The following is a 13795-nucleotide window of genomic DNA, read 5'->3' as shown; positions in this document are numbered from 1 at the left end:
GCAAATGCCTTTTGTAGCTATTAATTGCAGCAGCTTTACCGGCGAATTGTTGGAAAGCGAATTGTTTGGATACAAAGCAGGTGCCTTTACCGGAGCTGTAAAAGACAAAAAAGGGTTATTTGAGGAAGCTCATCACGGCAGCATATTTTTAGATGAGATAGGCGAGATGAGCCTGGAGCTTCAAGCCAAACTTTTGCGCGTGCTGGAAAGTAAAACATTCATTAAACTGGGCGATACACAAACCACCAAGGTGAACATTCGCATTATGGCCGCCACCAATCGTAATCTTCAAAAGGATGCCGAAGAAGGGAGGTTCAGGCTGGATCTGTTTTACCGTTTATCAGTTTTCACTATCAACCTCCCCTCTTTAAATGAACGTAAAGATGATATTGAACTTCTGGCCAAATACTATCTTAAATTCTTTGCAGACAAGGCAGGCAAAGTTGTTAATATGCCCCATGAGTTTTTAAACTTGCTTGAAAGGCATCAATGGAAAGGCAATATCCGTGAGTTGAAAAACGTAATGGAGCGTGCAGTAATATTGGCTGATGATACCCTTACCCGCGATACATTGCCCCAGCAGTTTAACAATCAAAATGCTGACAGTAACGCTTTTGACCTGCAAAGCATCGAGAAACAGCATATAAGTAAAGTACTAAATTATACCAAAGGCAATAAAACCGAAGCTGCACGATTATTAGGAATTGGCTTAACTACCCTTTATCGTAAAATAGACGAGTATGGCTTGTAGGTAACTTTCTCTTAGTCGTATCCATATTAGATATTTAACAGCTATCTTTTCATATTGATAATTGACCATTTCATTTTGGATTGTTTTTTTGTTTCAGGGTTATTGCATCCAGGCTTGGTCACAATTTAATAAACTCATAAACAAATACTTAAGCAATCATTCAAAAAATTGGCATCTGTATAGCTATTACTAAATAAAAAATAAGAAGTGGGACATATTTGCATAGGCAAGCCGCACTCAAATTATGACAGGTGATATTTAGAACAGCTATATTTAACGGGTTGCAGAACAATATTGCAAAAACAGAAACTGATTTAATGATATAATCATGAAAGTAAGAACAAAGCTCCGGCTGGGATTTGGCTTTTTATTTATAATAGTGTTGCTTTTTGGCGCAACAGCCCTGTTCTATATCCGCGATATATCTGAAAATGCCAAAGGTATTCTCAAAAACAACTATGAATCTTTAAGCTTTGCCCGCGAGATGCATACTGTTTTGGATGATAATGATTTACCGTTTAGCATAGCAGCCACCACAAAATTTAACCAGTACCTTTTAAAACAGGAACATAACATAACCGAGCCTGGTGAAGAAGAAATCACCAAAAACTTACGCAATACTTTTGAATCATTTAAAAAATCAAAAGAAAATGCTGTAAACACACAATTTATAAGAGACATAAGGCATAACCTGCGAGAAATAGAAAGATTAAACATGCATGCTATTGTACGTAAAAATGACAATGCCCGTGCATCTGTAAACAGGGCTACATTATTTTTAGGTTTAGTGGGCACTTTTACCTTTTTGGTACTGTTTAGCTTTAGTGTAAATTTCCCTGGTTTTATTGCTGACCCTTTACGTGCATTGCTGGAAGGTATCCGTGAGATTGGACAAAAAAACTACAGCAAGCGCCTCCATTTTGAGCAAAACGATGAATTTTCTGAAGTGGCAAATGCTTTCAACCAAATGGCCGCCCGCTTAAACGATTGGGAGAACAGCAATTTGGCTACCGTTATATCTGAAAAGCGCCGCATTGAAACTATAATTGAGCAAATGCAGGATGCCATTATTGGCATAAACGAAAAACAAGAAGTACTTTTCATGAACGATACCGCCCGTAAAACTTTAAATATTACGGATGATAAAGTAATAGGCCAAAACACTGATCAGCTTATAAAAAGCAATGACCTTTTTAAATCTATTCTGAAAAATGATGCCACCATTAAACCCTTTAAAATAGTACTGGGTGGCAGGGAATTGTTCTTTCAGATGCAAAGCAGCGATATTGTAGTGCCTAACATGGGCGAAACAAAAGGCGTGCTTCAATTGGCAAATCAATCTGCCGGCAAAGTATATATCCTCAAAAACATCACCGAATTTCAAGAACGCGATGAGGCTAAAACCAATTTTATAGCCACTATATCTCATGAGTTGAAAACCCCCATTGCATCCATAAAAATGAGCCTGAAATTGCTGAATGATCAGCGCGTAGGTGCCATTAATGCCGAACAGGAGCAACTCATTAACCATATTAAAGACGACAATGACCGATTGCTTAAAATCACCAGCGAACTGCTTGAATTATCTCAGGTAGAAACGGGCAATATCCAGCTCAACTTTGTACCGGTAAACCCAATGCAAATAGTTGATTATGCCATAACTTCTATCCAATTCCTGGCAAATCAAAAACAGGTAAAACTGGAGATCTTAAAGGATGAAAAATTGCCCGATGTGCATGTTGATATAGAGAAAACTGCCTGGGTACTGGTTAATTTTCTATCCAATGCATTACGTTATAGCGCCGAAAAATCAAAGATCGTTATACAGGTAAAAACACAGAATGGCCTGGTTGAATTCTCTGTAAAAGACTTTGGTAAAGGTATTGATGAAACATACCAGAAACGCCTGTTCGACCGTTATTTTCAAGTACCAACAGATGGACAAAATAAATCAGGTTCGGGTTTGGGCTTAGCAATTTCTAAAGATTTCATTAATGCGCAAGGCGGGCAAATTGGACTTGAAAGTGAAATTGGAATGGGTAGCCGGTTCTATTTTAGTTTGCCGGCATAATTTGCTGCTAATATTTCTAAAAAATTCAAATCATTTTTATAATAAGAGCATTAAATTCAGAATTTCTCCAGTATCTGTAGTTATATATACGCCAGTTTATAATTACTATGGGTTCAGAAAAATTGGTTAACAATGCAGCAAAGTTCGTAAAAGCATTACTTGATAGGCAGCTACCTCAAAACATGCATTTTCATAATTTGCAACACACCCAATACGTTGTAAACGCGGCAACTCAAATTGGCCTTCAAAGCAAAATAAGCAAGGGAGAAACTATTGTTTTAAAAATAGCAGCGTGGTTTCATGACACCGGCTATTGTTATGCTTATACCGGGCACGAGGATAATAGTATTGCTATAGCTGCAACTTTTTTAAAGCAGGAAAATTGTGATGAAAATTTTATTAATAACGTTGTAGCCTGTATTAACTCAACAAAAATGCCTCAAAATCCGCAAAGCCTGCTGCAGGAGATTATGTGCGATGCAGATATGTATCATTTAGCGGACGATGCTTATTTAAACTTTGCCTTGCGTTTAAAAATGGAATGGGAAGTAAAGTTGGGCAAAAAATATAGTGATGAAGAATGGAAAGAGCTAAACCTTAATTTACTGATAAAGCATAAATATTTTACAGAATACGGTAAATCTGTTTTACAGGATCACAAGCTTAGCAATATAGATAAGCTGCTAAAGCTTTAATTATTTATTTCCTCTAATTTATTAAGCTCTTAATTAAAGGCGGTTTGCTTTTAAACAGATTCATTTTTTTATAAGTCGATTAAAGGGCTTAACCGACTTATAAAAAAATGAACTGGCATAAGGTTAACGCAAATTAAAAGAAACCATGGCCCTAATTGTATAACCGTTTTGAGATGCAAGTGTACCAACATCTCTTATGGCAGTTGAAGAGATCACCGTACTGCGGGTTGCATAAAAAACGGGGCCACCACAAACTGAAAAAGAAAACCTCGAATTATTTGGAGTCATATTTATTGATGGGCCTACTAACAGCTTGGCACCGCCTTCTGCTTCATCAGCTTCCCAAAAGCCTTCCAGATCTTCGCCCACGGCCTCTACGCCGGCAAAAAACGGGCCTGTGATACGGTGTTGAAAGCCAACACTGGTAACCAGGTCAATACCATCGCGTGCTTTATCAAAAGCCTTTTCAAATCTTAAGTTACCACCTAAGCGCCATGAAGCTAGATCAACAGAAGCAGTAACCCTGCTAAAGATGGCAGCCACATTAGTAAAATCGCGATTCACACCTAAGCCTAAACCAAAACGTGCGCCGTGCGTTTGCGTTCCTCCAACAAAATCATGTAATACTTCGGCCTGTTGCGAGCTGTTTACACTGCCATTACGGGCAAAACCCAAAGCGGTGTTTGCGTAAAAGGTAAAACGGTTGCCCAGGTAACCCTTTATAGCCAGTTGGTGGTCCATACCATCATAACCAAACGGACCGGTTGCACGTTCGCCATAACTGCTTGCATAATTTACACTCCATGCAGGGGCATTTGCGGTGAGTGTATTAACTGAAAACATAAAAGGCTGCGGTGCAACTTGGGTTGATCCAAACGTTTTCATATCTGAACCGTTTTGCGCCTTTGCTGAAATAGCAATCAGCACAAGTAATAATAAGGTAAATGTATTTTTCATATAATTAAAGAATTAGAGCTTTAAAGTTTATTTGCATTCAGTTTTGGATTTTGGCTGGCATTAACCTGGTAAGTAGCTATTTGGTTGTTTACTGAAACCTCTACAATGCGATAACCTTTGTACTCGGTGCCCCAGTTGCCGCCAAAATGCGAATCAAATAAATGGGGTAATTTCCCGGTATAACGGATGCCATCTAATGAATGGTCATGCCCATGAAATGTAGCCTTAATATTGGGGTAACTATGCAGCAGCTCAATAATTTGAGGGCAATCAACAAATATGCCTTTATCTTCGGGCAGCCACTGGTGCGGAGGGATATGTAATATCACAAACACAATACTCTTTGTTTTGAGCTGATCTAATGAGGCCTTTAAAAAATTATAATCAGGGCACACATAGCCTCCCTTTGTATCTGCAGTGTTAGCAAACACAAAACCAATATCACCTTTGTCTACAACGTACTTGTCTTCATAACCAAAAACGTTTTTCCATATTGCAGCATCAGCAAAATCATGATTACCGGGGATGGTATAATAAGGCACAGGCAATTTATCCAGATAGGTCTCTTTAACTTTTTTCAACAGATCTGGCCGGTTATGCACCAGGTCCCCGTTTATGATCACCATATCCAAATGATTCTCTTTATGCTCCTTACCCAACCATTTTACCAGATCGGCATAAAATACGTCCGATTCTGTACCTGGCTGTGCATAATGCCCGTCTGAAGCAATAGCAAAACGCAGTTTAAAATTTGCAGCACTATCAGGATTATAAACAGGCTCACCTGCAAATGAATTAACAGCGGGCAAAAGGTTAATACCTGCTATCCCTATCAGGCCCGACTTGATGAATTTTCGTCTATCGCTCATGTGTTCATTAACTTATTAAGATTGTTAAACAATACCACCCATTAACGGGTCTGTTTTGGTAAGCGCACCGGTTTCAACGCGACCGGCAAAGCGCTCTTCAAATGTGTTATTACCGTTCAGCTTTACGCTGATATCATACCATTGAAAACTTTTTGCAAGATCAATAACTACAGCGCTTTTGCTGTTGGCGGCAATTGTTCTATCAATACTGCCTGCTTTATAACTATTGTCATTTATAACTATGTGGTGTGGCTTGCTATCATTATTAATAATGTTAACCACCAGGTTACCTGTTAATTTGCCAGCACCGGCTTTGCTTCTTTCGTAGCTACAGGTTATTTTTATAAGCGGATTGCTTTTATCGCCAATAAACTCCCGGTAAAAGCCATTAGGGCCATGAACGCGAAGATGGTAACGGCTGTTTTCAAAAGAGTTAACAGGCCAGTTATAAGTTAAATGATCACCCGCGGCAACAGCAAACGACCAATTTCTGGAGATCTCATCTTTGCTGGTTTCGTCGTTAAATTTAACAGGGGCATACACGGTAAATGGCGAACCTGCGGCATCTTTACCAAAAATCGTATTGCCGGCCGCAAGCTTTATTTCAAAACTCTTTTTATTGTCACTTAAACCACCATCGGTATATAGTTCATAAGGCAGCGCACATGCAGGGCGTACACCTTTTTCCTGTAACGCTAACGATGGTTGTGTACTAAATTGCGAGATCTCTGACTCCGATACCTTTTTAAAGCCGGCAGGGTCTTGCTTAAATTTAGCGTTATAAATGGTTTTTACATTGGTATCCCTGTTCAGAAATGGAATCTTCTCTAATTGGGTACCATTGTATGGGGTAAATGCCGAATTAAGGTTACCGCAAATAGTACGGCGCCATTCACTGATGTTGTTTAATTTAATTTGCTTACCAAACTTTTTGTTTACAAACCCTTCCAAAAACTGCAGGGTAGAAGTATGATCAAAAACTTCTGAACACACCTTACCGCCCCTGCTCCATGGAGAAGCAATAACCATTGGCACCCTAAAACCAAGGCCTACAGGTGCTTCGCGGGCTTCCTTTTTAGGTATACCCTGCTTTAATTCGTTTGCCAGGCGAACATGTTCAATTTCGGTTTCTATTCCGGCTGTGACCTTACCGGTTCCCGGTATTTTATTATCAGGAATAGAAAAAGGCGGAACGTGGTCAAAGTAACCATCGTTCTCATCATAGGTAACAATAAATATGGTTTTTTTCCAAACCTCGGGGTTCTTTGTCAGGATATCCAGTATCTCGGATACAAACCAGGCACCATACCATGGCGCACTTGGGTGATCTGAAAAGTTTGCAGAAGGTGCAAGCCATGAAACTACCGGAAGTTCACCCTTATTTACATCCTGACGAAACTGGTACAGGAAATCTCCCTTAGGCACTGTTACCTTGCGCTTTTCACCTTTGTCATCATAGGTCATTTCTATGATATCTCTATAATCCGGGTCGCCTGAATTTATAGTGAAGGCGCGCTTGTACAGGCTCTTCTCTTTTGCAGATAACTTTTCATAGCTCTCTTTATTCCATTTGGTAAGTTCGGCACGGGCATTATCCAATACTTCCTGTTTCTTTTTTATGCTTACGCTTATCTTAACATTTGTAGTATCCTGCCCCTGTAGCTTTAAGATCTCATTAGGCAGTGTTTCAACCTGGGTTTGCAAGCCTTGTATATATTTCTCAGAGAACTTAACATTATAAGCTTTAAAGAACTCTAAAAGGTTACAGCCAAAGTTAGCCAGCCAACTTCTTTGTTCGCCTGTAAAGCCGCCACCCGTACTTAACTCATTCTGATAAAATTTCCAGGGGATATTATTTTGCTCCAGTAGCTCAGGGAAAGTTTCCCAGGGCAGTTTTGCCGCGCTATAATCTGTATTGCGAATATTTGCTTTGGGGATACCATCTTCTTCATGCGTAATTTTACCCGTCCAAAAGAAAGAACGGTTAGGTGTAGTGCTGGTCATGGCCGAACAAAAATTCTGATCGCACACGGTAAAAGCATCGGCCATACCATAGTTAAAAGGGATATCCTCCCGGGTATAATAGCCCAGCGTTAATGGCATATCCGCATAGCTTTTATTGCCAGATCGTTTTGTGGTGAGCCATTTATCAAACTTGCCAAAGTTATTTGCATCTACCTGGCTTGAACGCGAATGCGGCAACGCCCCCATCCAGGTAACTTTTGAATTTTTTATATCGAGCCTAAAAGGCGAATAGGTATTACCTACGGCATCCGTTTGAAACCATACCGGCTTTTGATCAGGTAAACTTATAGCCCTTGGATCATTAAACCCCCTTACCCCCTGCAGGGTACCAAAACAATGGTCAAAAGAGCGGTTTTCCTGCATAAGTATAACTACATGCTCTGCATCCAGATAAGTACTGCCCATTTCAGGGTTTATTGCCATTGCCCGTTGTATAGCAGATGGTAACAGGTTCATCATGGCAGTGCTACCTGATAATAAGGCCGCTTTTTTTAGAAACTCTCTCCTCGAATCCATTTATATATTTTTATGACCGTCTAAAATTCAGTGTTGCTATTTTATTACCAGGCCCGGGTAAAGTATACCATCTAAATCTTTTAATTGCAGGTCTAACAAGCTGGCTACTATCGGGGCAATATCTTCCAAACCCATTTCATGAATTATTTTCTTTTTACTTAAACCCGCTCCAAAAGCCATAAAACCGGTTTGTATCTCCGAAAAATCAGGATAGTGCCCATGAGTACCACCATTGCCTGCCCGTACAATTTCCCCGTCGGTAGCATTACTGAATGATACACCCGGTATAGCGGCCAATGCCAACATAACCCGCGGGTCGGCACCGGTTTTATCCAACTCTTTACGATTTATTATCCGAAATAGTTTCTTTTGTGCCGATGGCAGATCATTTAAAATAGCCTCTACCTGTTTCAATGTTTTTTGGTCGTTTTTATCCTTCAGGTATAAAAATGTAGAGCCGCCCTGCTGAAAGAACTGTGCTTTCCACTCCCCTTCCTGTAATGTTTTGCCTACAAGGCCAGCTTTAGCCAGCTGTACATTTGGTGCCATTTGCGCATTTATATCTACAAAGCCATGATCGCCAACAATTAAAAAAGCAGTACTATCTTTAATACCCGCCCGTTCGGTAGCTTCAATTATCCGCCCAATGTTCCGGTCGATATTTGCTACCGCTTTTTTCACATCAACACCCATCCTGCCCTCAGCATGCGCGTAATGATCTACACATACCAGGTGGATGGTAGTGAGGTTTGGCTTATAGGTTTCTATCAAATAAGAAGCCATCCGGGTGAGGTTCTCATCCGTGCTCAGGTGCCCATCCAAATCCTGATTATATAGCTTGCCGGTAGCATTCTTTTCCATTTCTTCAAACAAACCCGCAGGCATGGAATATTTACGAAAAGGCGCCAGCGGATCGGTAAGCTTGGTATCGCGTGCCGCATCGGGCATATTATAATCAACCGGTGCGTTTACAGAAACAGGCCAAAGTACCGAAGCCGTCTTTAATCCCTTTTTGTGCGCGGCATCCCAAAGGGTTTCTGTTTTAATCCTGCGGGAATCTGTATAGCCCAGTTCACCTACCTGCTGTTTGGTTTCAAAAGGTGTGTTGTAATACACCCCGTGTTTAGCCGGAAATTTTCCTGTTATGATAGTGGTATGTGAAGGATAGGTAACGGTAGGGAAATCACCGCGAACGCCATCCGCATAAATTCCATTGGCGGCAATTTCCTGCAGATTAATAGCATTCCATGAGGGGTCTTTGTAAAATTCGGGGCGGAAACCATCTATGCTGATCATCACAACATATTTTGGTTTCTGTGCAAAAGCAGTAAAGCTGCTAACGAGTAAAAGGGCTGTTATTTTAAGATATAATTTCATTTCTATTTTAGTGACGGCATTGCAATTTTGAATATTAATGGCATTTAACTTTATTACTGATACCACCTTGCTTTAACCTTCATCCCAGGGAAGTAAAAACTACGTACCGGATCAGTAACCTTAATCGTCGTCATCTTTCTTTTTCTTTTCAAGGATTACGAACGCGCTCCGCTTAGGGGCGGGCATTATAGATTTTTCACCTTTTATAGATTTCCAGATCACCTCGTTCATATCCCTATCGGGAACTTTATCTTCATTCGCCAAATTAAACGACTCTGATCGTTTACTGCTTTCATTTACCGCTACATTGCGCAAATCAATATCTACCAATGATGGTATCAACTTATATGGCGTAAAGTCTGGCTTACTGGTAAAGCACTCATACATAGGCAAGGCAGCAGCATCATACTGGCTCATGGGCGGCAGCCCTAAAATTAACTCTATGGTGCGCAGCATACCTGATGTAGAATACATGCTATGAATAACAGCATTACGCTTCACGAACGGACCGGCAACATAAGCCGGAGAACGATGTGCGTCAACATGATCAGGCCCCGCCTGGGCATCATCTTCAAGGATAAACACAACAGACTCCTTCCAGATTGGGCTTTGCGCTAAATGTTCTAAAATGCGGCCAACTGCCAAATCATTATCAGCAACCGAAGCAATAGGTGTATAACTACCTTTCTTTTGGCCGCTGGTATGGTCGGCAGAAATTCGCAGGGTGTTAAATTGGGGAACAGCATTAATGGTCATTAACGAATCAAAATCATGCTGCCATGCATCGGCACGAACCTGATCTTTAATATTCATGTTAAACCCGGGTGAATGAGGGCCCATATGGCCTTCTAATGATTTAATTGAAGCTTTATTATAAGAACCAAACTCACCATAGCTTCTATAAGTTACCCCCGCACGTTTGCAGTAATCCCATATATAACCATCACGCGTACCAGCAGCAGGGCCATTGTATGCCGGGCCGCGCGCACTATAATTAGTTTGCCATGTTTTTTCTATAATATCAGTAGCATATGCGGCCATGCTCCAGTTATGCCCGTCTTCGCTAACTTCGGCATCCACATAAAAATTATCAAGCAACACAAATTGCTTGGCTATGGCATGCTGATTTGGAGTAATGTCTTTACCGAAAATACATAATGAAGTATCTCCGTTGCCTTCAGGCACGTCACCCAATACCTGATCATAAGTGCGGTTTTCTTTAATGATATAAAAAACATGCTTTATAGGCGATTTTTCGCCGGCTTTACGGGGGATTGGGTTACCCGCCTCACCATCTGCCTGTATGGTTCTTTTTTCATTAAACGGTGTGTTAGCGTATACCTGTTTAGTAAAAACCTTTAATTGCTCGGGCTTAGGGCTGTCAATAAACGATATGGAGCCTTTAAATAAACCACCTATATATTGTATTTTGCTATTAGCAGTAAGGCCCACATGCTCCCCTATGTTATTATTTTTTAAAAAAGGTTGAGGGCCTAACGGATTTGCTTTAGATGTTAAACCTTTACCATTGGCAACTATTATTTTATTTCCCAGCATTTTTACGTTTGTAGGGTACCAGCCCACTGGTATAAAACCCATACTTTGGCTGCTCCCCGGCTTGGTAACATCAAATACAGCTAAGCAATTATTATCAGCATTTGCTATATATAACCTGCTTTCATCAGCAGACAGTGCCAGCCCGTTTGTGGTTGAACCAGCTAATTTAGTAGGATAAAGTACTGTTGAAATTGTTTCGATAACCGTATTGGTTTTAGTATTGATAACAGAAACCGTGTTATCATTGGCGTTGGCTACAAAAAGGCAAGTCCCCTTTTTATTTGAAAGCAGTTCGTTAGGATGGTCGCCGGTGCTTATTGTAGTTTCTATATTTTCTGATACGGTGTTGTAAACTGCCACCTTTGCATCGCCCCATAAAGAGATATACATGCTTTTTTCGCCCGGCATTAAAATACAGCTATAAGCTATGCCCGGTAATTTTACCTTCTTTAAAATGGCGTGCGTAGCCTGATCTATAACATATAAACTGCTATCATTTTTTGTTACCGCATAAAGGCGGGTATTGTTTTTATTAACGGCAAGCCCTGTTGGGCATATGATGCTTTTTGGCCATGGGTTACCTAATCTGATGGTATCTGCCTTACCCAGTTTATTGTCCTGCAAGTGAAAATCTAAGATCCAGTTATCATATCCACCAGATACAAATAGCTCTTTTTCGTTATGACTAAATACCAAACCATACCATGATTTGCCTAATTCCTTTGTATCAAGAACCTTCTCTGTTTGCGGATCAATCAGTTGTACCGATTGTGTACTTTGCCCGTTGTTGGTAACAGCCAGTAAATGGCCGCTTGTACTTAACTGCATGTTTAAAGGAAGGTCTCCGGTAGGTAATGATCGCCCGGCAGGGCTTAGTTTCCAGCCATTTGGTAACAAAACTTGTCCTGTTTGTTTGATCTTACCCGGCGTTTGAGCCATGGCCGAAAAACAAAAACCAATGAGAAGGATAACAGGCAACGCCTTTTTGATTGATGGAAATTTATCAGGTAGCATAAGTATGAAATAAGAATTTAGAATTGATGCCGGGGTATATCATTGTTAACGAATACGAAAATGTTTCTTCAGATGTAATTCTAACAACTGCTTGTAAAGTAAGCCCATTAACATTAAGCCTTTGTTAGCCGAAGATTAAGGAAATTATCAATACTGGTTAAAACAGGCCGGGATAATCTAAAATTATCTCGTCAACACCCAGATTATTAAGGATTTCCATTTATTCTTTAGTGTTCATCATCCACGGGATAGCAATCATATTATTTTTGTGACATTGCTGTACCAGGTCTTTATTTATTACTTTACTCATGAAATCACCATGAATTTTTAATAATCCCTTATAAATACACATTGCGTAATACGTTTAAACATATTACGCAATGTGCCGTTTTTTAATTTTAACCTTAAGGTTATTAGTATCCCGGGTTTTGTGTTAGATCGGGGTTAATGCCTATTTCTGGTTGAGGAATAGGGAACAGGAATTTTTGGATGGTAATATTAAAAGCATTTGCTGGCAAAAAGCTGTAAATAGTTTTAGCCTTTGCTGCATACGCGGTCATAATTGCCAGGCCATCAGCACTGCGCTGCAGGTCATGAAACCTTTTATTTTCAAATGCCAGTTCTACTCTTCTTTCATGTAAAATGATAGCCCTTAACGCTGCCTGGTTTGTTTCTGTAATGGCAGCCAAACCCGCTCTTGCACGCACCAAATTCAGGCTGGTTAAAGCAGTTCCGGATTTGCCTTGTTCATTCTGTGCTTCGGCCAGTAATAAAAGCGCCTCTGAATAGCGGTATATAGGCCAGTTATCATTAGTGTTATTTGCGGCTACGTATGGTGGGTGCAGATATTTCTTAGCATATGGCACGCCCACTTTACCCGCGGCCGGCGTATAATTCACAATACTCTTATTAGCGCTAATAGTTAAATAATAGCTGGAATTATAAGTACCCTCAGCAACACCAATAGATGCATCTAAACGCTTGTCGCCAGTCTCATAAGAGCTAATCAGGTCCTGTGTAGGTGTGTTCCAGCCGCCAATACCGGTAGTGCCGGTTGCAACGGTGGTAATAAGCGCGGTAGATGTGGTTCTGGGTAAGAACAGGTAAATAAAGTTACTTGGCTGTGTACCTACTGCTGTACCTTCCAGATATTGCACCTCAAAAAGCGATTCTTTACTGTTTTTATTTGTTGTTGAAAATGCATCGGCATAATTCGCGTTAAGCGCATAATTCATGGCCGGCAGTGTAAGTAACAAGGCTTCAGCTTCTGCATACTTCTTTTGCGCCACATATACATCGGCCAGCAGCATAGTTGCCGATCCTTTTGTGGCCTCGCCGCTTTGCGGGAACTTGGCCGGCGGCAGCAGTTCTTTGATGGCGTCACTTGCATCAGCAACAATCTGGGCATACACCTGATCAGCAGTTGCGCGTGGTAAAAAGGCATCCTCTGCTTTAGTTACCTCTTTTAAGTATAAAGGCACGCCACCAAATAAACGCACAAGTTTAAAGTAGTTCCAGGCGCGTAAAAATTTGGCTTGCCCATCAACATTGGCTATTACAGCAGCGGTTGCTTTTGCCGCTTTTGGCAATCGCCCAATAATGATATTAGCCCTGGAAATACCCGTGTAGCAATGGTAATATACCGCGTTAACATAGTCATTACCAGAAGTGTTAACCCAATCTGATACGTTCTCTCTGTAAACAACAGCAGTACCCCTGTCTGTTGGAGCAGGCTGGTAATGTGTATTATCTGACCGCATCTCTGAAGTAAAATAATCATTCACCAACAGATCGCGTAATGGAACATAAGCGGCAGCTACACCCTGTTTTATTTGTGCATCCGTTTGAAAAAAATCATCAGGTGAAAGTGAATCTTCGGGGGTTAGGTTAATAAAGTCCTTTTTGCAGGATGATACTGCAAAAGCTAATAACGCAATTAATATATATCGCTTTTTCATGTATT

Annotated in this window: 9 protein-coding genes; 3 read left to right on the top strand and 6 right to left on the bottom strand. The window is 40.6% G+C overall.

From position 1 onward, the window contains the following. The 3 genes from WC743_RS25415 to WC743_RS25405 form a co-directional block, all read left to right on the top strand. Window positions 1-751, top strand: a 751-nt coding sequence (locus WC743_RS25415; protein WP_373016362.1) for a sigma-54 interaction domain-containing protein, incomplete at its 5' end; no start/stop codon positions are given. A 328-nt stretch (window positions 752-1079) separates the two neighbouring features. Continuing rightward, window positions 1080-2822: an ATP-binding protein gene (locus WC743_RS25410; RefSeq protein ID WP_373016361.1), complete on the top strand. Its 1743-nt coding sequence runs from the start codon at window positions 1080-1082 to the stop codon at window positions 2820-2822. Window positions 2823-2929: 107 nt separating this feature from the next. After that, window positions 2930-3517, top strand: coding sequence for an HD domain-containing protein (locus WC743_RS25405; protein WP_373016360.1), 588 nt, complete (start codon window positions 2930-2932; stop codon window positions 3515-3517). 123 nt (window positions 3518-3640) lie between these two features. Here the strand turns inward: WC743_RS25405 and WC743_RS25400 are convergent, their stop codons facing one another. The 6 genes from WC743_RS25400 to WC743_RS25375 form a co-directional block, all read right to left on the bottom strand. Further along, window positions 3641-4474 (bottom strand): hypothetical protein, encoded by an 834-nt coding sequence (locus tag WC743_RS25400; protein WP_373016359.1) that lies wholly within the window; start codon window positions 4472-4474, stop codon window positions 3641-3643. 20 nt (window positions 4475-4494) lie between these two features. Continuing rightward, a complete protein-coding gene (locus tag WC743_RS25395) occupies window positions 4495-5343 on the bottom strand; it encodes a metallophosphoesterase (protein ID WP_373016358.1) in 849 nt (282 codons plus the stop codon). Between the two features lie 24 nt (window positions 5344-5367). Beyond that, window positions 5368-7884: a phosphocholine-specific phospholipase C gene (locus WC743_RS25390; protein ID WP_373016357.1), complete on the bottom strand. Its 2517-nt coding sequence runs from the start codon at window positions 7882-7884 to the stop codon at window positions 5368-5370. Window positions 7885-7920: 36 nt separating this feature from the next. Next, window positions 7921-9261, bottom strand: a complete 1341-nt coding sequence (locus WC743_RS25385; protein ID WP_373016356.1) for an alkaline phosphatase family protein — start codon at window positions 9259-9261, stop codon at window positions 7921-7923. Window positions 9262-9381: 120 nt separating this feature from the next. Beyond that, window positions 9382-11832, bottom strand: a complete 2451-nt coding sequence (locus WC743_RS25380) for a bifunctional YncE family protein/alkaline phosphatase family protein (protein ID WP_373016355.1) — start codon at window positions 11830-11832, stop codon at window positions 9382-9384. 413 nt (window positions 11833-12245) lie between these two features. Continuing rightward, window positions 12246-13790, bottom strand: coding sequence for a RagB/SusD family nutrient uptake outer membrane protein (locus WC743_RS25375; RefSeq protein WP_373016354.1), 1545 nt, complete (start codon window positions 13788-13790; stop codon window positions 12246-12248). Window positions 13791-13795 lie beyond the last annotated feature (5 nt).

The sequence above is a fragment of the Mucilaginibacter sp. genome, assembly GCF_041660805.1.
GTDB lineage: Bacteria > Bacteroidota > Bacteroidia > Sphingobacteriales > Sphingobacteriaceae > Mucilaginibacter.
This window is presented reverse-complemented; position numbering and strand designations above follow the sequence as displayed.